At 40.5% G+C, this 21,073-nt stretch carries 17 protein-coding genes and 1 other annotated feature; of the genes, 14 read left to right on the top strand and 3 right to left on the bottom strand.

What is annotated here, in order from left to right:
• Positions 1–95 precede the first annotated feature (95 nt).
• The 7 genes from Q7P97_RS06805 to brnQ all read left to right on the top strand — a co-directional run bounded on the left by Q7P97_RS06805 (position 96) and on the right by brnQ (position 9,560).
• Entirely contained in the window at positions 96–938 is an 843-nt protein-coding gene (locus Q7P97_RS06805; RefSeq protein WP_303968326.1) for an ABC transporter ATP-binding protein, read from the top strand.
• A complete protein-coding gene (locus Q7P97_RS06800; protein ID WP_085426617.1) occupies positions 871–1,626 on the top strand; it encodes an ABC transporter permease in 756 nt (251 codons plus the stop codon). Before Q7P97_RS06805 ends, Q7P97_RS06800 begins: the two co-directional genes overlap by 68 nt.
• A 27-nt stretch (positions 1,627–1,653) precedes the next feature.
• On the top strand, positions 1,654–2,658 hold the full coding sequence (locus Q7P97_RS06795; protein ID WP_303968321.1) for an aliphatic sulfonate ABC transporter substrate-binding protein: 1,005 nt from the start codon (positions 1,654–1,656) through the stop codon (positions 2,656–2,658).
• Positions 2,659–2,785: 127 nt separating this feature from the next.
• Positions 2,786–3,505, top strand: coding sequence for an NAD-dependent deacylase (locus Q7P97_RS06790; RefSeq protein WP_303968318.1), 720 nt, complete (start codon positions 2,786–2,788; stop codon positions 3,503–3,505).
• A gap of 105 nt (positions 3,506–3,610) precedes the next feature.
• The gene (locus Q7P97_RS06785; RefSeq protein WP_303968418.1) at positions 3,611–4,765 is read left to right on the top strand and encodes an exonuclease SbcCD subunit D; all 1,155 of its coding nucleotides are present in this window, start codon (positions 3,611–3,613) and stop codon (positions 4,763–4,765) included.
• Positions 4,762–7,836, top strand: coding sequence for an AAA family ATPase (locus Q7P97_RS06780; RefSeq protein WP_303968316.1), 3,075 nt, complete (start codon positions 4,762–4,764; stop codon positions 7,834–7,836). The genes Q7P97_RS06785 and Q7P97_RS06780 overlap by 4 nt, the downstream gene beginning before the upstream one ends.
• 341 nt (positions 7,837–8,177) lie before the next feature.
• Positions 8,178–9,560: a branched-chain amino acid transport system II carrier protein gene (brnQ, locus tag Q7P97_RS06775; protein ID WP_303968313.1), complete on the top strand. Its 1,383-nt coding sequence runs from the start codon at positions 8,178–8,180 to the stop codon at positions 9,558–9,560.
• A gap of 53 nt (positions 9,561–9,613) precedes the next feature.
• Here the strand turns inward: brnQ and Q7P97_RS06770 are convergent, their stop codons facing one another.
• The gene (locus tag Q7P97_RS06770; protein WP_085426612.1) at positions 9,614–10,273 is read right to left on the bottom strand and encodes a GntR family transcriptional regulator; all 660 of its coding nucleotides are present in this window, start codon (positions 10,271–10,273) and stop codon (positions 9,614–9,616) included.
• A gap of 456 nt (positions 10,274–10,729) precedes the next feature.
• Here Q7P97_RS06770 and Q7P97_RS06765 point away from each other — a divergent pair, with 456 nt between their 5' ends.
• The 6 genes from Q7P97_RS06765 (at position 10,730) to Q7P97_RS06740 (ending at position 16,456) form a co-directional block, all read left to right on the top strand.
• Positions 10,730–11,056 (top strand): DUF485 domain-containing protein, encoded by a 327-nt coding sequence (locus Q7P97_RS06765; protein WP_085426611.1) that lies wholly within the window; start codon positions 10,730–10,732, stop codon positions 11,054–11,056.
• Between the two features lie 13 nt (positions 11,057–11,069).
• Positions 11,070–12,617, top strand: coding sequence for a solute symporter family protein (locus Q7P97_RS06760; protein WP_303968308.1), 1,548 nt, complete (start codon positions 11,070–11,072; stop codon positions 12,615–12,617).
• A 188-nt stretch (positions 12,618–12,805) separates the two neighbouring features.
• On the top strand, positions 12,806–14,734 hold the full coding sequence (locus tag Q7P97_RS06755) for a DUF294 nucleotidyltransferase-like domain-containing protein (protein ID WP_303968305.1): 1,929 nt from the start codon (positions 12,806–12,808) through the stop codon (positions 14,732–14,734).
• A 68-nt stretch (positions 14,735–14,802) separates the two neighbouring features.
• Positions 14,803–15,468, top strand: a complete 666-nt coding sequence (locus Q7P97_RS06750; RefSeq protein ID WP_303968302.1) for a 3'-5' exonuclease — start codon at positions 14,803–14,805, stop codon at positions 15,466–15,468.
• A 101-nt stretch (positions 15,469–15,569) separates the two neighbouring features.
• A complete protein-coding gene (locus Q7P97_RS06745) occupies positions 15,570–15,704 on the top strand; it encodes a hypothetical protein (RefSeq protein WP_303968300.1) in 135 nt (44 codons plus the stop codon).
• Between the two features lie 26 nt (positions 15,705–15,730).
• A complete protein-coding gene (locus tag Q7P97_RS06740) occupies positions 15,731–16,456 on the top strand; it encodes an SDR family NAD(P)-dependent oxidoreductase (RefSeq protein WP_303968298.1) in 726 nt (241 codons plus the stop codon).
• A 37-nt stretch (positions 16,457–16,493) separates the two neighbouring features.
• Here the strand turns inward: Q7P97_RS06740 and mnmM are convergent, their stop codons facing one another.
• Complete coding sequence (gene mnmM, locus Q7P97_RS06735; protein ID WP_369684260.1) at positions 16,494–17,102, bottom strand: tRNA 5-(aminomethyl)-2-thiouridylate-methyltransferase MnmM; 609 nt, start codon at positions 17,100–17,102, stop codon at positions 16,494–16,496.
• 1 nt (position 17,103) lies between these two features.
• A complete protein-coding gene (gene mnmL / locus Q7P97_RS06730) occupies positions 17,104–18,057 on the bottom strand; it encodes a tRNA modification radical SAM protein MnmL/YtqA (RefSeq protein ID WP_303968295.1) in 954 nt (317 codons plus the stop codon).
• A 146-nt stretch (positions 18,058–18,203) separates the two neighbouring features.
• Positions 18,204–18,421, top strand: a binding site (T-box leader).
• An 80-nt stretch (positions 18,422–18,501) separates the two neighbouring features.
• Here mnmL and leuS point away from each other — a divergent pair.
• The gene (gene leuS, locus Q7P97_RS06725; protein WP_303968292.1) at positions 18,502–20,916 is read left to right on the top strand and encodes a leucine--tRNA ligase; all 2,415 of its coding nucleotides are present in this window, start codon (positions 18,502–18,504) and stop codon (positions 20,914–20,916) included.
• Positions 20,917–21,073: the final 157 nt, after the last annotated feature.

Raw genomic sequence — 21,073 nt, 5'->3', positions numbered from 1 at the left:
GACAAATCCAATAGGAATGGTAGATTATATATATACAAAACATATAAAGTTAGTAGGGATTAAAACGTGGAAAATGCTGATGAGGGGGAATCAACATGTATTTAGAAATTCAAGGCATTGAAAAGAGCTTTCCCCATAAAGACAAGGGAACGGTCAAGGTATTGGATAATATCAATCTTGAAATAGAAAAGGGACAGTTTGTTTCCATTGTAGGTCCGTCAGGTTGCGGGAAATCCACTATGTTGTATTTGATTGCAGGGCTGGAAAAAGCTGATCAAGGGAAAATTAGTATTGATGGAAAAGAAATTAAAGGTTCTGGCTCCGACCGCGTAGTTGTCTTTCAAGAAGCAGGATTATTTCCTTGGTTGACAGTACTAGACAATGTTACATATGGGTTGCTTCTAAAGAAAATGCCGAAGAAAGAAGCGGAACAAAAAGCTATTGAGATGTTGAAAATGGTCCACTTAGGTAATTATATCGATTCCTATCCGCATCAACTATCTGGAGGAATGAAGCAGCGTGTATCCATTGCTCGCGCACTTGTGATGGAACCAGACATTCTATTGATGGATGAACCATTCGCGGCACTAGATGAACAGACACGCATGGTACTTCATAAAGAGTTATTGGATATTTGGAGAAAAACGAAAGTAACGGTTCTCTTCATTACACATAATATCCGGGAAGCTGTATTGCTTTCGCAAAAGATTGTCGTGTTTGCGACACGTCCCGGAAAAATCAAAGCGACTTTCCTCTCCAAAGATTCCAAAGACGGTGTCATGCCTAGTGATGTGACGTTGCAACTAGAAAAACAAATTTTAGCTGAACTGCAAGAAGAAATAGAGAAGGTGTTGAAGGAGGAGATGGGTGATGACTACAGCTTTAAGACGAATAGTGTTTCTCGGGATACTAGTGGCGATATGGGAAGTCACATCTAGACTATCGGATTTACCCGATTTTATGTTTCCGAGCTTCACGCAAGTTATGTCGACTTTGATTTCAGGACTCATCTCCGGACAAATTTTGACTGCAATCGGTGCAAGCCTCAGTAGATTACTAATCGGTTTCACGATTGCTTCTATACTAGGGCTAGTGCTTGGCTATCTGATCTGGCGCTACAAAATCGTGGAAGACACACTTGGATTTCTTGTGACAGCATTACAGTCCATTCCGAGTATCGTCTGGTTCCCGCTTGCCATCATATGGTTTGGCCTTAATGATTTTGCTATTTTATTTATCGTTACATTAGGGGCAACTTGGACAATGATTGTCAATGCAACGAGCGGGTTCAAAAACGTACCGGTGTTATATCAGCGCGTAGCAAAATCATTAGGTTCTAGCGGGCTTCACTTTTTGCGGACGGTAATTTTGCCCGCATCTGTACCGCAATTGATTTCTGGTTTACGTATCGCATGGGCTTTCTCTTGGAGAGCGCTCATGGCTGGAGAATTGCTAGGTGCAAGCGTCGGTCTCGGTCAACTACTGGAAGCAGGACGCGCACTTGGCCAAATGGATTTAGTAATTTCGGTCATGATCATCATCGGTGTGATCGGAACGATTATGGATAATGTATTATTCTTACGTTTGGAACGCAGTGTAGAGAGAAAATGGGGAATTCGGGCGTAACTCGCTCTAAGAAAAGGGGAAAAGAATATGAATAAGAAATTATTGGGTGGACTACTTTCGGTATTTGCTATTGTAGGGATCTTATCAGGATGCGGAAAAACAGACGCAGGTAGCGCGGATAAAAGTGAAGTAAAGATTGGATACTTCCCGAACTTGACGCATATCGCAACGATCATTGGACTAGAAAAAAATTATTTTGCGGAAGAATTCGGCGAGGATATTAAAATCACAACGAAGACTGTAAGTAACGGTGGACTATTCATGGAAGCAATGGCTTCTAACTCGATTGATATCGGAACTGTTGGACCAGGACCTGTTATCAACTATTTCGTTAAAGATCCCAAATACCATATTGTATCTGGTGCAGTAAATGGTGGTGCGGTATTAGTAGCAGACGACAAAAGTGACATTAATGAATTGGCAGATCTTGATGGAAAGCGTATCGCTATACCAGTAATCGGAAGTACACAAGACGTAATGTTACGTAAAGCATTGAAAGACGTAGATTTAAAAGCAAAAGCGAATGGTGGATCAGTTGAATTCTTCGCGGCAGCACCCGCGGATACAGCGACTTTATTCATCCAAGATTCAGTTGATGGAGCAGCAACTCAAGAACCTTGGGGGTATATCTTACAAAATCAAGCAGGTGGGAAATTGATTTTGGACTGGGAGGACTTTGCTTGGGGTAAAGAGTCTACGAATACAGTAGTTGCCACTAGTGATGCATTCTTAGGAAATGAAAAACTAGTAAATTCTTATTTAACAGCTCACGCAAAAGCAGTTCAGTTTGTTCGAGACGAGCCAGAGGAAGCACAAGCGTTAGTTGTGAAGCATATAAAAGATCTGACGGGCAAAGAATTAAATAGTGATGAACTTGAAGCAGCTTTTAGTCGTATTGTCGTCACAACCGAAGTAAATGAAGATGTATTGCAAGAAATGGCTGATATTAGTCAGGAAGCAGATTATATTAAGAGCAATGTAATTGACGGATTGATTGATCTGGAAGCAATAAAAAAAATCACAGCACAATAATACTTTGCGGGTATCCATTTGGGATATCCGCTTTTCTATTTTCGTATCATTTGGTAATTATCAGTCAAACAGGATATGCTACTATAATAGATAGAACATAATTTCGCTAGTTGAAAGGATGAGGACAGTGCTGGGAGATTTATTACAAGTATCGAAACGTACTATCGTCTATACAGGAGCAGGAATGTCAACAGAAAGTGGATTACCTGATTTTCGTTCCGCTAAAACGGGCATGTGGGAAACTGAAGATCCTGCGAAAGTGGCAAGTACAACCGCTTTAAATGAGCAATTTGAACAGTTTCTACAGTTCTACAAGCAACGTGTCATTGCTGCGAAAGAAACGGGGCCACATGCTGGTCATGAGATATTGGCTAAATGGGAAAAGCAAGGACTAATCAACGGCATCATTACACAAAACGTCGACGGATTCCACACGATGGCGGGATCAAAAAATGTCATGGAACTTCACGGAACACTTCGTAATGTACATTGTGAAACATGTGGTAAAGTGTACGACAATGAACGGTACGCGCATGATGAATTTTACTGCGACTGTGGCGGAAAATTACGACCGTCCGTTGTGTTATTTGGAGAGATGTTGCCTGAAGAAGCATTTATTCAATCAGTTTTTGAAAGTGAGAGAGCAGATTTGTTCATCGTACTCGGGTCATCGTTGACTGTAACTCCAGCAAATCAATTTCCACTGATAGCAAAAGAGCAAGGCGCGAAGTTGGTCATTGTGAATATGGAACCTACTGAGATGGATCGCTATGCAGACTTGGTCATCAATGAAAGAAAAATTGGTGAAGTGTTAAATGAAGCTGATAAAGCAGTAAAAAATAAGTAAATTAGACAGAAGAATAAGTGTAGCAGATTAGGATGTTCTATACAGATCCGCTGCTACACTATTCTTCCTGTCTCCAATTTTATATATGAAGAGAGGGGAATGGATTTGAAGATATTCCATACGGCAGACTGGCATCTTGGAAAACTCGTGCAAGGGGTTTATATGACAGAGGATCAGCGCTTTATTTTACAAGCTTTTATAGAAGAGATTAAGAAAGAACGACCAGATGTAGTGGTTATTGCTGGTGACCTTTACGATCGTGCGATTCCACCAACAGAGGCGGTAGGTTTGTTGAATGAAGTTCTACAAGAGATTGTTATTGATCTAAAAACACCTGTCATCGCAATTGCAGGAAATCACGATAGTCCAAGCCGACTTCATTTCGGTAGTACTTTTATGAAAGATCAAGGATTGTACATAACAGGAGAATTATCCACTCATTTGTCTCCGGTAAAACTGCAAGACCAATATGGCGACGTCTATTTTCATTTAATACCATACGCGGATCCATCAGTAGTCAGTTATTTGTTTGAAGATGATAAGGTATCTACTCATCAGCAAGCAATGAAAAAGATTATTGAACGTATCGAGCAATCAATGGATAAAGACGCTCGGCATGTTTTAGTTGGACATGCGTTCATCACAAAACATGGCGAGAAAGAGGAAAACACAAGTGATGCCGAACGTCCATTATCTATTGGCGGTGCTGAATACGTATCTTCTGATTTATTTGAGCCGTTTCATTATACAGCGCTTGGTCATTTGCATCAGGCACATTTTGTAGGTAATGAAACAATTCGTTATTCTGGATCACCATTAAAATACTCTATTTCTGAACAGAATCATCAAAAAGGATATCTGATTGTGGAACTAGAAGAAAATGGCGAAGTAGAAGTCGAGAAAAGGTTACTTACTCCACTGCATGATGTGCGTACGGTGGAAGGGACTATGGAGGATATAGTGGCGATGGAACATAATGAAGATTATGTGTACGTCAAACTGCTAGATACGGTACCGGTTATACAGCCTATGGAGAAAATTCGATCTGTCTTTCCAAATGCGATGCATGTGGAGCGTAAACTAGTCGTTTCTTCTTTGGATGGAATAGGCGGATCAGTAGATGTCGAGAAAAAAGAGGATGACCAAGCAATGTTTGCTTCCTTCTTTAAAGAACTTCAAGGCGAAGAAGCAGATGAAGAGACGAAAGAGTTATTTGCTGAAGTCTTGTGGGATGTTATGAAAGAGGAGGGGCACTCATGAAGCCGATTACGCTAACTATGACGGCATTTGGACCGTACAAAGATAAAGAAACGGTTGATTTTCGCGATTTAAAAGAGCATCGTTTATTTGTTATTTCGGGAAAGACGGGTGCAGGAAAAACCACTATCTTCGACGGTATTTGTTTTGCGTTATATGGACAGGCAAGTGGTGAAGATCGTACAGATACAAAAGCATTGCGCAGTCAGTTTGCTGAGGATGACGTCCAAACGACAGTTGAATTAACGTTTGATATTCACAAGCGAAGGTTTCGAGTTGTGCGCCAGATTCCTTACCGAAAGAAAGGCAATAAATCGGATACACTTGGACGCTGTGAGTTATTCGAAGAAAAAGAGGAGCAATTCATTCCAGCAGTAGATCGTCAAATAGTTACCGAAGTAAATGACAAGATTGAACAATTATTAGGTTTTACGCATGCGCAGTTCAGCCAAATTATGATGCTGCCTCAAGGTGAATTCCGTAAATTCCTAACTTCCGATACAGGCAATAAGGAAGCGATCATGCGCAAAATCTTTAAAACTGAACCGTATCAAAAGATTGTTGAACGGTTAAAAGTGAAAAAAGAAGAAGCGAACGCGGAATTTCTACGTGAAAAGCAAATGAGTGATGCGATTCTTCATCAAATACCGGCAAAGTTACCTGAACGTGACTCGTTATTGTTTACTGAATTACAGTCGGAGTATCCAAACTACCATCAACTCGTGTCAGGTCTTCAACAAGAACATACTCACCATGAAACGCAATCTAGCGAAACGCATAAAGAATATACTAGACTCTATAGCGTCCATAATGAAAAACAAAAGCAACTACATGAAGCGCGTGTAATCAATGAACAATTTACGAAATTACAACAACGTCAAAATGAACTAGGTAGTTTGCAAGCGAAAGAACAAGAGATGAAAATACTGGAACAACAGCTGCAACAAGCGGAACAGGCGGCAAGATTAGAAGATGTAGAACAACTCGTGAAGACGAATCAAGCGGAATGGCAGAAAAAAGATCAAAGCTACTCTGAAGCTGTGACAGCCCTCGCCGCTATAGAGGAAAAGTTCGTGTCAACACAGGCATCTTTTGAACAAGAACTAGCTAAAGAACCTGAAAGAAATGAAATAAAAGAAGAGTTACTAACGTTGAATCAGCTTCTTCCAACAGTGTCGGGTCTCGCTACGCAACGACAAGTGCTAGAGTCACTCAAGAAAAACGTCAAGGAAGTAGAAGAGTCCTTACTAGGAAATAAACAAGCGTATGATCAGCAAAAAGAAATGATGAATGTTCAAAAAAACGAAATAAAAGAATTAGAAACTTCATTAGATCAATATGAACAGTTGCTAGAGGAACTTGCAAATACTAAAGCCATCGCGAAGCAAGTACTATCTCATGGGCAACAACTAGCAACTAAAAAAGAGCTCGAAGTCCAGTATAAAATAGCCGAGCAACAAGTAAAGCAGTACACAGAAGTCTACCAAGCGCTTGAGAATCATTGGATTGGCAATCAAGCGGCAATCCTCGCTGCTGCACTGCATGACGGAGAATCTTGTCCTGTTTGCGGTAGTATCGAGCACCCTAAAAAGGCAGGAGAGTCGGAAGGAGAGCTTGTATCCAAGCAACAGTTAGACACAGCGAAACTTGAGTTGACGCATAAAGAACAGACTTTCCTTCTTAAACAAGCTGAATTACAGCAAGTACAACAGCGTATTGAGGCAAGTGAGGCTGAACTACATGAACAACAAGTAGATTTAAGTCATGATTATCAAAAAGAACAAAATGAGTTGACGGAAAAGGTGTCCGTGCTTAGAAGTAAACGAGAATTACTGAAAAAAAGAAAAGAACAACAAAGTCAATCAGAACTAGCGATGGAAAAGCTTGCTACAGAAATAAAAAGATTAGAGCAGCAACGTAACGAATCAAAAGGAGAACTTGAAACGAAACAAGCACTGTATGAACACGTGCTTGCAACTGTTCCGGAAAACCTACAAGAGCTATCCGCGTTGCAAAAACAAATTCAATCTAAAGAAGCAACAAATCTACAACTTGAAAATGCTTGGAAATCTATTCAACAGAGATTACAAGATGTTACAACAGAAAAAACAAAATGGGAATCTCGAGAAGATCTAGAGAAGAAGTCACTTGCAGATATGAAAGAAAAGTTGGATCAGAGTATAGTTTCATTTACTCAACGTCTAAAAGAAGAAGGATTTACTTCAGAAGAAAATTATTTACAAGTAAAACTGCCGACACAAAAACGCCAGGCTATCCAGCAACAACTTCAAACATTCGCACAAACGCTTCACACGTTGAAATCAACCGTAGCAGAACTCAAGAAGTCTGTAGAGGGCAAACAACCGATGGACATGGCGATTATGGAGAATCAGGTAGAAGCGCTGAAAATACAATATGAAGAAGCGTTTGCCCTGTATAATCAATCAAAAGCTTGGCAACAGGCCGCACAAGATCTGCACAAAGAATTAGAAACAAGCAAATCAAAAGAAGCCGAACTTGAAAAGACCTACGGAAAGATTGCAAATTTATACGATATAGTTCGTGGTCAAAACCAATTGAAAATATCATTTGAACGTTATATTCAAATCGAGTATTTAGAACGTATCATTCAAGCAGCCAATATTCGCTTGCGTGATTTATCGAACGGACAGTATGAATTAGTACGTAGTGATCGTCAAGAAACTAGAGGAAAGCAAAGTGGTTTAGGCATAGATGTCCATGATGCGTATACAGGACAGACCCGAGACGTCAAGACGTTATCAGGTGGAGAGAAGTTCAACGCCTCTCTATGTTTGGCACTAGGGATGGCGGATGTCATTCAAAGCTTCCAAGGTGCCGTTCGCATGGAAACAATGTTTATCGATGAAGGTTTTGGAGCCTTGGATGAAGAAGCTATTCAGAAAGCTATTGATACGCTAATTGCTCTTCAACAGTCAGGCAGAATGATTGGTGTCATTTCACATATCGATGAGATGAAAGAGGCTATCCCTGCTACGTTGCAAGTAACTAAGTTGAAAGAGGGATACAGTCAGACGAAATTCGTGTTGAATTGATGTTGTGGTTTTCAGTTTATATATCGGGGGTGAATAAGGAGAAGGTATCGCTGAACGAGGTTCCAAGCGGACGCTCTCCTACATTTTTAACGCAAGATCTTAACCACTATTAATTAATATCTCATATTTTACTTTAAACTGATCTTTAAAAAAGTTCAGTTTTTTCTATTTTGAGAATAACATAATATAGAAAAAGACAATAGTCAGTAAGTTGGCAATAAATGCAAAAGTTAAATGATTTAGTTGGCTGTTGATTTTCTAAATAGGGAAGAGTAATATGAGGGAACGTGATATATTGCATACAAATAAGTGCTGTTGTTTTTGGGAGGATTTTGAAACATATGGAGAAAAAATTATCGTTTTCATCTAGCTTAGTTATTGGTGTTATGCTATTCGCATTATTTTTTGGAGCAGGTAATCTAATTTTCCCGGCAGAGCTTGGACAGCTTGCTGGAGATCAAACGTGGAAAGCAATGCTTGGCTTTTTATTCACCGGAGTTGGTTTACCCTTTTTAGGTATATTGGCTATCGGTTTCTCTGGCAAGAAAGATTTACAAGACTTGGCAAGTCGAATTCACCCGGTATATGCTGTTGTATTTACAGCGATACTTTACTTAACAATTGGCCCTTTTTTTGCTGCACCTCGTACAGGAGCTGTAGCATTTGACATTGGGGTCGCTCCATTTTTGAATGGCTTTTCTATTGATCTTGCCCGTTTCCTATTTACATTGGCATTCTTTGGAATCAGCATGTGGTTATCATTAAACCCTGCCAAAATCGTTGATCGAGTGGGTAAGTATTTGTCTCCGCTTATCATTATTTTATTGATTGGTTTAATTGGTATGACTCTTCTAAATCCAATGGGAAGTGCACAAGTTTCACAAGCTCCATACAATGAAACGCCGTTCTTTACTGGTTTCCTTGAAGGGTACAATACGATGGATGCATTGGCTTCACTCGTTTTCGGAATTATTGTCATAAATGCATTGCATGCGATGGGGATTACTAGTAAAAAGCAGATATTGGCTTCTACTGCTAAAACTGGACTTGTAGCCTCTGGATTTTTAGCCATAATATATTTAGGTATTGCGTATCTGGGTACTACTTCAGTTGATTTATTTGGTTATCTTGATGGTGGAGGATCTGTTTTAAGTGAGACTGCCTCACACTTATTTGGTACGACAGGTCTATTGTTACTGGGCGTAGTGATTATGTTAGCGTGCCTGACAACCGCAATTGGCCTACTTACAGCATGTGGAGAGTATTTTCATGCGATTATCCCTAAAATCAGCTATAAATTATTTGTAGTGTTCTTTTCGACATTCTGCTTGGTTGTAGCAAACTTTGGTCTAGCAAATATTATTAATTATTCTATTCCGGTACTTGTATTACTCTATCCTCTGGCGATGGTACTAATCATATTGACGTTCACCGGTCCCTTATTCCGTCAATCTAGCTTAGTATATCGAACGGCGACGATCATGGCGTTCCTAATAAGCTTTGTTGAAGCGCTCGTGAAATTTTACACTCTGGTAGAAAAGAATATGCCGAACTGGCTTGTCACTGTAGATGACATATATACAGCATACATTCCATACTACGCGCAAGGCATCGGCTGGTTAGTTCCTGTACTGATTGTGACGGTAATCACAGCTTTAGCTGTAGCATTATCCAATAAAGAAGCAGTGAATATCGAACCGGGTCCGAATAGTAATAAAATATAAAAGAAAAACAGGATCCGATATATTGGATCCTGTTTTCACGTCTATTTCTGAGTTCATTCTTTTATAGAGTGAAACTCCTCGATGGCTCGTAACCAATTTTCTCGCATAACAGTTGTAACTTGCTCACCGTCACGCTTGCTCATCAAATCTATAATTTGTTCATGTTCTGCAATCGATTTCTCCGTCAATATAATGGAATTATGGAAGAAAAGTCTGCGCACATGAGCTTGCAGGGAGACAAGCAAAGAAGAAATATATGGGTTATTAGCTGTGTCGACAATGATTTGGTGAAACTTTTCATCAATTTTCAGAGCTTGGAAATAGTCTTCCTTTTCAACTGCTAGCGCAAATTTCTTATTCGTGTCACGTAATTTCTTGATCACACTGTCAGTTAGATTAGGTATGGAAAGTTCAGCTGAGAGTGCCTGTAGTGCAGCAAGTGGGGGGAGTAAATCAGAAATAGATTCACGATCTACATCGGTTACTTGCGTAGCTTTACCGGGGAACATCTGAACGAATCCTTGTACTTCCAATAATTGAAGTGACTCACGTATAGGCGTACGACTCACTCCGAGTGCTTCTGCTAATTCTACGTCATTTAGCTTTTCTCCAGGTTGGAGTGTTCCGTCGATAATCCACTTCTGTAATTGACTAAACGCATTTTCCTTAGCGGTTTTACGTACAGGTTGTGCATGATTAGTAGGGATAGGCATTATATCACACCATCTTTCTATAAAAGTTGTCTTTACATAAGTCGAATTGCACTAACAGCCGATATACAATATACTACATCTTTTCACTGTTGTTTAACAGTATTATTCAAAACTTGCAAAAATAAATGGAAATTCCAATAATGAATTTTGATTATTTTTAAAGGTTCAAATGAAATAATTTTAAATAGTTCTTGTAGTTTCTGCCTGTATTTGATAGATTTATGTCTATGTGGGTTTTGCGTTAGCTTAGTAGATTAAATTTTACAAATCTTCAAAAAAGGGTATTGCAAAACTAGCAGAATTTTGTTATTGTTTACATGTGTACTATAACAAATGAACAATTACATCCACTGTAACATATTGTCTATTTGGCTCAGGGATGAAAGCGTTTTCAATAAAAGGAGGGGAATAAGAACCAATTTGCTAATTTATATAAAATAGAAAGGGGATTAACTAATGACTAATCAAGTTTCGCGTGGTAAATCCACATTAGACTATGAAAAACTCGTTCAAACTGAAGACTTTAAAGGTCTTGTTAAAAGAAAGAAGAGCTTCTCCACACCTTTTGTTATTTTCTTCTTCGCAGCGTACTTTATTCTTCCACTCTTAACAGGTTATACAAAAATTCTTGAAACACCAGCAATTGGCGCAATGACATGGACTTGGATCTATGCATTCTCGATGTTCATTATGGTGTGGGTGTTCACATCCATATACATGAATAAAGCAAAACACTTTGATATTGAAGTAGACAAAATTATAGAGAAAAACGTTCTAAAATAAGGGGGTTGTGTTCATGAGTTGGATTTCCTATGCTATATTCTTCGCGGTAATCGCGTTGACGCTCTACATTACATATTGGGCGGCAAAGCAAACAACTACGGCAAGTGATTTCTATACTGCCGGTGGTTCATTAACAGGTTGGCAAAACGGTATGGCTATCGCTGGTGACTATTTATCAGCAGCATCATTCCTAGGTATCGCAGGTGCGATTTCACTTAACGGATTTGATGGTTTCTATTACAGTATTGGTTGGTTAACAGCATATCTAGTTGTTCTATTCCTAATTGCTGAGCCACTACGTAACTTAGGTAAGTTTACGATGGCAGATATGATCGGTGCTCGTTTCGGCGCTAAGAAAGTGCGTGGAGCAGCAGCATTGAACACAATTACAATCGTAATGTTCTACATGCTTGCACAATTAGTTGGTGCGGGTGCTCTTATTAAATTATTATTCGGTATCGAGTATTGGATTGCGGTTCTAATCGTTGGAACAATGATGTTGATCTACGTTCTATTCGGTGGAATGACTGCAACAAGCTGGGTACAAATCGTTAAGGCTATTCTTTTGATGTTGGGTACAATTATTATCTCCTTCTTAGTACTTATGAAATTTAACTTTAACTTCATCGGTATGTTCGAGACAATGAAAACTGCTACTCCGCATGGTGAAGCATTCCTTCACTCAGGGGTTGTTTATAAAGACACAATCGGTCTTATCTCTGTATTGATCGCACTAGTTTTAGGTACTGCTGGTCTTCCACACATCTTAATGCGTTTCTTCACAGTTAAAGATGCGAAAACAGCACGTTCTTCCGTAATTTATTCTGTATGGATTATTGGTATCTTCTATGTATTGACGATCTTCCTTGGATTTGGCGCAGCTAAATTCGTTGGAGCGGACGCAATCATCGCAGAAAACGCCGCAGGAAACATGGCAGCACCAATGCTCGCTGGAGTTCTTGGTGGAGATGCCCTTGAGTCATTCGTAGCTGCTGTTGCATTTGCTACAATCCTGGCAGTTGTTGCAGGACTTGTACTTTCAGGTGCTTCTGCAATCGCTCACGATATTTATGGACAAATCTTCAAAAATGGTAATGTAACTGAGAAACAACAGGTTGCTGCAGCTCGTTGGGCTTCAATTGCAATCGGAGTATTCTCAATCCTTCTTGCATTAGGTTCTGAAAAGTTGAACGTTGCGTTCTTAGTATCACTGGCATTCTGTGTTGCTGCATCGGCAAACGTACCAACAATTCTATTAACAATCTATTGGAAGAAATTTAACACAACAGGTGCTGTAGCATCGATGTTAACAGGTCTTATCGTAGCGCTAGTTCTTGTTGCGGTCAGCCCATCTGTAATGAACCCAGTTGAAGGAATGACACTTATTACTGGTAATCCAATCTTCCCTTATGCTAACCCGGCTATTGTTTCCGTACCAGCAGGTTTCCTTGCTGCATGGATCGGTACAGTTGTTAGTTCTAAGCGTCATGAAAAAGACGAAGTTTCTTATGCAGAAGTTCGTTTCAAAGCAGAAACTGGATACAAAGAGCTTGATTTATAATAACTAGCTAGATTTACAACTAACGGTCTCCTCTTCTGTCAGTATGTCAGAAGAAGAGACCGTTTTTTTTATCGATTTTCCTGGCTGGAATATTGTTTAACCTAAATATAACGGTACTGTTGACATCTATCTTCGAATAATATGAAGTGAGCGCTTTGTTAAGGTATACATGAACAGGAGGTTTTGAAATGTTGAAGACGGTAAAAGATCGTGAATTATATGATAAAGTCCATAGGAATCCTTTATTTATCGATACAACAGAAAAGGAATTCGATCAATTATTGTTAGGTTGTAAATTAAAGATATATGAGGAAGCGGATAAATCCAACTATTTCAAAACACCACAAGAAGGATTGCTCATCGTGTTAAAAGGATCGGCAGAGGTTCAAATAGAAGGACAAGATGGCAGTTCGGTAACGTTAGAATTTATTCAGGAAGATGAAATCATCGGCTTTTCCAATTTTGCTTACTACTTGGGGGAAATGGCGAGACCGCTTGATAAGCATCACATTGATATGGTGGTAGCAGAAGACTCGATTTGTCTGCAAGTTCCGTATGAAGTGATAAAAAAACGTATGGACGATCAAAATGTACGTGATTATGTATTACGCAAGATGTCGATTCGCTTGGCGAATGTATATACCTCTTTAGGGGAGCAAGTTCGTTTGGCTGACGAATATGGCGAGAGTGAGCCGTATGTCCGTCGTGTGCAAGATTTCATGAGTAGTCCGGTTATAACGATTCATGCGGAAGCAGAAACAAAAGAAATTGCGGAATTAATGATTAAAAACTCGATTAGTTCAATTGTTATTACAGATCAGGCAGGTAAACTTATTGGAATCGTAACCGAAAAAGATCTTGTTGAACGTGTAATAGCAGACGGCGCTTCGCCAAATGAACTGCGAGCAAAAGACATTATGACGAAAAAGCCGCATACGGTAAGAGTAACCGATTATTATTATGAAGCTTTGACTAAATTCTATAAACATGGAATAAAGCATTTGCCAGTTGTAAAAGCAGGTAAACCTGTAGGCATTGTAACGTTCGCTACATTGATGACGAAACGTGATCGTAATTCCATGAATATATTAAAAACGATAGAAGAAGCTTCCTTCGAAAATTTGCCAGTTGTAAAAGCGGCGATTTATGATGTGCTATCTAATTTAATTCAAGATGAAATATCGACTATTCACACATTGGAAATCGTGACGAAGTTTTATGATCGACTGGCGAAACATTGCGTCATGCTTGCTGTACAGTCTCTTGAAGATCAAGGGAAAGGAATGCCACCCGTTCCGTTTGCTTGGTACCAGATGGGAAGTGGAGCACGTGGAGAGCAGTTCATGCTGACCGATCAAGACCATTTTCTCGTCTACGAAGATGTATCGAGGGAAGAATCTGAGTATGTCGAGAAATATTTTGAACTTCTAGGTAATGAAATTGTGGTTCATCTTGAGCAGGCAGGTTATACGAGATGTATCGGATTTATGATGGCTAGCGAGACGCAGTGGCGTGGAACGATGGCGATTTGGCATGAACGTATTCGTCAATGGGCTCTTCAATCTACACCTGAACAAATACTGCTCGGATACAACTTCCTATCATTCCGCTTCCTATACGGTGAATCTGCTGTTAATGAACGTTTTATCACGATGGTTCATGGTCTTTTGAAGAAGTCTGCCACTTTTATTTACTATATGGCGCAACAAGAAAAAGAGAAGCCGATCCCACAATTGCAACAAAACTTCTTGAATATTTTCAGAGGGCGCAGTAAAGCAGATATTATTGATATTAAAAAACATGCGCTATTTCCACTTCATCACTGTTTGCAAATTTTAGGAGTTAGTAATGGGATTATAAATGCAACGCCACTTGAGATTATTTCAGCTTTGCAGAAAAAGAAGAAAATCACGAAAGACTTTGCAGAAGAGGTTCGTCATGCTTATGAAATATCTTTAAGTATTAGAATTACTATGTCATGGGAAAAACATTTACGTGGAGAGAAAATTTCTACGGAAATCGATTTGCGCGATCTGCGAAGATGGGAATTGAATGAATTGCGAACAACACTAGACACGGTCAGAGCTCTTCAATCACATTTATTATCAAAACTATAAGATAATATAGATAAAGGTCCCTGTACACAGCTCGTACATAATGTACTATATAGATAGGGGGCGACATTATGTTTTGGAAAAAGAAAAAGTTGACGTATGAATTACAACAATCACTACAGTTGAATACGCCACTGCAAGACATGAACTTCACAGTATTTGACACAGAAACTACTGGTTTCGCTATTGGAGCAGATGATCGAATGATTGAGATAGGTGCCGTGCAAGTAGAGGGTTTCGAGGTTACCGATCATGTATTTCAAACATTTGTGAATCCATCGAGGGATATTCCTCCTGTCATTAGCAAACTGACTTCTATACAGCAATCACAAGTTGATCATGCACCTATGCCATTACCTGCTATTGAAGAATACTTTGCGTTTATTGAAAAACATAAAAGTGCGGGCTGGGTTGGGCATCATGTTAGCTTTGATGAAATGGTCATAAAGAAAGAATTAAGTCGTCAGAAATGCACATTTCAAACACCGACTTCATTTGATACGATGCATTTGATCAACTATTTGGATCCTACAGGTGAGCAACAAGACTTGGAAGACTATGCGCGTCTATTTGGTACAGAGATCTTTGAACGTCACCGTGCGCTAGGAGATGCTTTGACGACAGCACATGTATTCACAGCGTTACTGAGAAAACTCGATCGTCATGGCGTGAAGACGCTAGCGGATTTACTGCGTATAAAAAATGGTGGTGCACATAAATTTGCTTCGCAAACTTAATTTAGATTGCTGGGTTCGCCATTCAAACAGTGGCGAGCCCATTTTTTGTTGTGATATAGTAGAAATGAAAGAGCGGAACCATGTGTAAAGGACGTGAATTAATGAATAAGCGTCAATTGATTTTATTGATCGTCATTATTTTAGCTATCGCAGTGTATTGTTGGATATTATTTTTTGAGTTACCGAATAAAACTGTGGAAGATGTAGCGGTATATGTGGAATCACTAACTAGTTGAATCGTATAAAAAAGGAGCGGATACATATGGATGTTATCATTATTACAGGAGCATCAAAAGGTATAGGGAAAGAACTACTGTGTCAATACAAAGAAGCGGGAGCTACGGTGTACGGCTTGGCACGGACAAACCCTGAACAAGAACAATCAATGTTTGAAGTGGATCTAGTTGATGTTGAGAAAGCGACTGCTATTTTACAAGGCGTAATTAGTCAGCATATTGGAGAAGCTAGCTCATTCACGCTCATCAATAATGCAGGTATGGTTGACCCGATTAGTTTAGTCGGTTCATTGGATCCTCAAAAAGTAGAGCAGGCGATTAAAGTAAATTTAACGGCACCTATTTTATTAACGAATACATTTATCGATACATTGAAAGATTTTATGGGAACGAAGAAAATCATGAACATCTCTTCTGGAGCAGGACGTAGCGCTTCTGAAGGGTGGGGAGTGTATTGCACGACAAAGGCAGGACTTGATCAATTTTCGCGTGTTATTGCGTTGGAGCAAAAAGCAACTAGCTATCCAACGGGTGTTGTTTCTATCGCGCCGGGAATTATCGACACAGGGATGCAGGAGACAATTCGCTCATCATCTGAACAACAATTTCCACACTTGAAACGTTTTGAGGCGTACAAGCAAGAAGGGCAGTTAAGTTCTGCGCACGAAACAGCAGAAAAACTAAAGCGATTTGCAATGGAAGTCGACTTCCTTGAAACGGATACAATCGCAGACATTCGTAAATTCTTCTAAGAAAAGCTCGTTGCCACATGGATCGTGGCAACGAGCTTTATGATTCTCCGGCTTCTAACTTCCGTACTTCAGTAAAGTCTTTCATCTTCTCGAGCGCAAGCAAAAACGGAGGGTTTCTTCTTTGGTTAAGCAATTCATATCGGATGGCATGAACATCACCTTGATGTAATGTCGAGACGTAATCGAGCAACGCATCACGTTCCTCTTTGCCACCTTCATGTCCGTCATAGACTGTGATCGTTATAATGCCTGACTTTTTCAGCAAACTAAGCAACGACTCGAGTGCCGCAATGGTTGATGAAGGGGTCGTGACGATACTGAGATCTTCGCTATATGGCAAATACCCTAAATTGAACATAGCACCGCTAATTTCACTTTGCACATAGTTGCAAACGTTCGCATGACTGTCATGAACTAATGCAGTACGACTAGCCATGTCACCAAGTTTATGCTTTGTTACATCAAGTGCTTGTTGCTGAATATCAAATGCTACTACTTGTCCTTCGTCACCGACTAATTCAGCTAAGAAGACTGTGTCATTACCATTGCCAGCAGTCGCATCGACTACTGTATCTCCAGGTTGCACGCGTTCCGAAATCAGACGTTTTGCTATCGGCAATACGCGATGCAACAAGATGTCTGTCACATTATTTCACCTCTTGTAAATGTTTTTTCCCTTGCCAGCTATTGCGTCTTTCAAGCTCCTGATCAATACCATTTAGCACTTCCCATTTCGTAACGCTCCACATCGGTCCGATTAATAAATCGATAGGGCCATCACCAGTGATACGATGTACGATCATTTCAGGAGGCATGATTTCCAGTTGATCGACGACTAGGTTGATATACGCTTCCTTCGTTAGGAATTCTAGTTTGCCTTTTTCGTACTGCTTCACCATGGGTGTTCCTTTTAATAAATGTAGCAAATGAATTTTAATACCTTGTACATCAAGTTCGGCAACGGCTTGAGCGGTTTCCATCATCATTTCCTCTGTTTCACCGGGTAGGCCGTTGATGATATGGCTGCAGATATTGATATTGTGCTTACGTAACTTGTCGACGCCTTCTTTATAGCATTCGAAATCATGGGCGCGGTTCACGAGTTTGGCTGTAGATTCATGTACCGTTTGTAAACCGAGCTCCACCCACAAATACGTGCGTTCATTAAGTTCAGCTAAATATTCTACTACGTCATCCGGTAGACAATCAGGACGCGTCGCGATGGATAATGCCACAACGCCTTCTTGGGCTAACGCTGCTTCGAACTTTTCTTTTAGAACAGGAAGAGGGGCGTGAGTATTCGTATACGCTTGGAAATAGGCCATATATTTTGCGTCTTTCCATTTGCGTTGGGATCGCTCTTTGATTTCGGCGAATTGGACTTCAATTGCATCTACGCGATCTCCTGCAAAATCACCTGAACCTGCTACGCTACAAAATGTACAGCCGCCATGCGCAACGGTACCGTCACGATTTGGGCAGTCAAATCCCGCATCTAGCGCAACTTTCGCAATTTTACAACCGAATGTATCCTTCAAATGTCTTGACCATGTATGGTATCGTTTCCCTTCACTTGGAAACGGAAGATTGATTTCATTCATTATGTACAGCTCCTTTACATCAGACATTGTACCACGGAATATACGGAGAGATCACATAACAAATTGCATGAACTGTTTGGTATACGACAAAAACCAACAGAGAAGGCTTGTATTCATCTTCTGTTTCGGGTAAACTGAAGAAAATAATGAAGGCAATGATGAGGAATAGTACTTCATACGCTACTTTTTAGAGAGCAGACGGCCAGTGCAAGTCTGTATTAGTGTGGAACGAACTCGCCTTTGAGCCTGTATTGGTGAATACTTGTAACTAATACCGTACTCCGCGTTAAGGAATCAAGTTGGACGGCGTAATCCGTCAATTTGGGTGGTACCGCGGGAAACTATATAGACTCTCGTCCCTTTATAGAGGGACGAGAGTCTTTTTTTATCTGTACTCACCAATACAAGAAACAGAAATTAGATTACATTGGAGGAATTTTTGACATGAGTTATAAACACACGCAAATTGAAGAGAAGTGGCAAAAGTATTGGGAAGATCACGATACATACAAAATGATTGATGATCCATCCAAGCCTAAGTTTTATGCGTTGGATATGTTCCCTTATCCGTCAGGTGCTGGCCTTCACGTTGGACATCCACTTGGCTATATCGCGACAGATATTTTGAGTGCATTCAAACGTAAGCAAGGATATAACGTTTTGCACCCAATGGGATGGGATGCTTTCGGATTGCCTGCTGAGCAGTATGCAATTGATACAGGGAATGATCCAGCTGAATTCACAGCAAAGAACATTGCAACGTTTAAACGCCAAATGCAGGATCTTGGATTTTCGTATGATTGGTCTCGTGAAATCAATACAACGGACCCAAGCTATTACAAATGGACGCAGTGGATTTTCATTCAACTTTATAAGCGTGGCCTTGCGTATATCGATGAAGTAGCTGTCAACTGGTGCCCGGCGTTAGGAACAGTTCTTGCGAATGAAGAAGTGATCGACGGATTGTCTGAACGTGGAAATCACCCGGTTGAACGTCGTCCGATGCGCCAATGGGTTTTGCGTATTACGGAATATGCAGATCGTCTGTTAGAAGACTTGGATGATTTGGATTGGCCTGAGAGCTTGAAAGACATGCAGCGTAACTGGATTGGTCGTTCTGAAGGCGCGCAGCTGAAATTCGAAATTGCGGATACTGAGCATTCATTCGAAGCCTTTACTACACGTCCTGATACGATTTTCGGTGCGACGTATGCAGTTCTCGCTCCTGAGCTTAAATTGGTTAGCACGATCACAACAGACGATCAGCGTGAAGCGGTAGAAGCGTATATTGATGCAGTGAAATCTAAGAGTGATCTTGAGCGTACAGATTTAGCGAAAGATAAAACAGGCGTATTCACTGGAGCGTATGCGATTAACCCAGCAAGTGGCGAGAAGATGCCGATCTGGATCGCAGATTACGTCTTGGCTACTTACGGTACAGGTGCGATCATGGCAGTACCTGCACATGATGAGCGTGACTATGAATTCGCAAAAAAATTCGATTTACCGATTGTAGAAGTAGTGGCAGGCGGTAACGTTGAAGAAGAAGCCTATGCAGGAGAAGGCGAGCATGTGAACTCGGACTTCTTAAACGGTTTAGGAAAAGAAGAAGCCATTACAAAATCCATTGAGTGGTTCGAAGAGAATGGTAACGGCGAACGCAAAATTACGTATCGTTTGCGCGATTGGTTATTTTCTCGTCAGCGTTATTGGGGCGAGCCGATTCCTGTCATTCATTGGGAAGACGGCACTATGACTACTGTCGATGAATCGGAGTTGCCATTGATGTTGCCGGTAACAGACAATATTAAACCGAGTGGAACAGGTGAATCACCACTTGCAAACATTACGGAGTGGGTCAATGTAGTGGATCCAAAAACAGGTATGAAAGGTCGACGTGAAACGAACACGATGCCACAATGGGCAGGAAGCTGCTGGTATTACTTGCGTTATATCGATCCGAATAACGATGATATGATCATTGATCCAAAGTTGGCTGAGCGCTGGTTGCCGGTTGATATCTATGTAGGTGGAGCGGAGCACGCGGTACTGCATTTATTGTATGCTCGTTTCTGGCATAAAGTATTGTACGATATCGGTGTTGTACAAACGAAAGAACCGTTCCAAAAGCTCTTTAACCAAGGAATGATCTTAGGTGAAGGACATGTGAAAATGTCTAAATCACTAGGCAACGTCATCAACCCGGATGATATCGTTCATTCACACGGTGCAGATACATTGCGTATTTATGAAATGTTCATGGGACCACTTGACGCATCGAAAGAATGGTCGACGAATGGTTTAGACGGATCACGTCGTTTCCTAGACCGCATTTGGCGCTTACTCGTCAATGAAGATGATACGTTGACGGATAAATTGACGGATGAAACAGGCGGACCACTAGAAAAAGTCTATAATCAAACTGTCAAAAAAGTTACAGAGGATTTCGAAGCGATGCGCAATAATACAGCGATCTCCCAATTGATGGTCTTCATCAATGAAAGCTATAAAGCGGAGAAGTTGCCAAAAGCATACATCGAAGGATTCCTATTATTAATTTCACCTATCACACCTCACTTGGCTGAAGAACTGTGGTCGAAACTAGGGCACACGGACACGATTGCTTACGCACAGTGGCCAACATTTGATGAGTCGAAATTGTCGGATGACACAGTGGAAGTGGCGGTACAAATCAACGGAAAAATCCGTGCGAAAATTACCGTAGCGAGAGATTGCACGAAAGAAGAATTAGAACAAGCGGCTTTGGAAAATGAAGACGTGAAGCAGTGGATGGAAGGCAAGGAATTGAAGAAAATTATCGCGATTCCTGGGCGTCTAGTTAATATCGTAGCAGGGTAATGAAATGGGAAAAGCCGGTAGGAGATTTATTTCTCCTACCGGCTTTTTATAGTGTCTTGGATATTTGGTTGTGCTCATACATACGCGATAAGCGCTCTATCGGATGGGATTAGTGCTCTATGGCATGCGTTAAGCGCTCTATGAAACAGGTTGAGTG

The sequence above is a fragment of the Sporosarcina ureae genome, from assembly GCF_029267015.1.
Taxonomy (GTDB): domain Bacteria; phylum Bacillota; class Bacilli; order Bacillales_A; family Planococcaceae; genus Sporosarcina; species Sporosarcina ureae_D.
This window is presented reverse-complemented; position numbering and strand designations above follow the sequence as displayed.

What these genes read in the sequence shown, in the direction of transcription:
- Q7P97_RS06750 (WP_303968302.1), top strand. Translation starts at nt 14,803, where the DNA reads ATGTTTTGGAAAAAGAAAAAGTTGACGTATGAATTACAACAATCACTA.
- Q7P97_RS06780 (WP_303968316.1), top strand. Translation starts at nt 4,762, where the DNA reads ATGAAGCCGATTACGCTAACTATGACGGCATTTGGACCGTACAAAGAT.
- Q7P97_RS06765 (WP_085426611.1), top strand. Translation starts at nt 10,730, where the DNA reads ATGACTAATCAAGTTTCGCGTGGTAAATCCACATTAGACTATGAAAAA.
- Q7P97_RS06760 (WP_303968308.1), top strand. Translation starts at nt 11,070, where the DNA reads ATGAGTTGGATTTCCTATGCTATATTCTTCGCGGTAATCGCGTTGACG.
- Q7P97_RS06740 (WP_303968298.1), top strand. Translation starts at nt 15,731, where the DNA reads ATGGATGTTATCATTATTACAGGAGCATCAAAAGGTATAGGGAAAGAA.
- leuS (WP_303968292.1), top strand. Translation starts at nt 18,502, where the DNA reads ATGAGTTATAAACACACGCAAATTGAAGAGAAGTGGCAAAAGTATTGG.
- Q7P97_RS06755 (WP_303968305.1), top strand. Translation starts at nt 12,806, where the DNA reads ATGTTGAAGACGGTAAAAGATCGTGAATTATATGATAAAGTCCATAGG.
- Q7P97_RS06795 (WP_303968321.1), top strand. Translation starts at nt 1,654, where the DNA reads ATGAATAAGAAATTATTGGGTGGACTACTTTCGGTATTTGCTATTGTA.
- Q7P97_RS06745 (WP_303968300.1), top strand. Translation starts at nt 15,570, where the DNA reads ATGAATAAGCGTCAATTGATTTTATTGATCGTCATTATTTTAGCTATC.
- mnmL (WP_303968295.1), bottom strand. Translation starts at nt 18,057, where the DNA reads ATGAATGAAATCAATCTTCCGTTTCCAAGTGAAGGGAAACGATACCAT.
- Q7P97_RS06805 (WP_303968326.1), top strand. Translation starts at nt 96, where the DNA reads ATGTATTTAGAAATTCAAGGCATTGAAAAGAGCTTTCCCCATAAAGAC.
- Q7P97_RS06770 (WP_085426612.1), bottom strand. Translation starts at nt 10,273, where the DNA reads ATGCCTATCCCTACTAATCATGCACAACCTGTACGTAAAACCGCTAAG.
- brnQ (WP_303968313.1), top strand. Translation starts at nt 8,178, where the DNA reads ATGGAGAAAAAATTATCGTTTTCATCTAGCTTAGTTATTGGTGTTATG.
- Q7P97_RS06800 (WP_085426617.1), top strand. Translation starts at nt 871, where the DNA reads ATGACTACAGCTTTAAGACGAATAGTGTTTCTCGGGATACTAGTGGCG.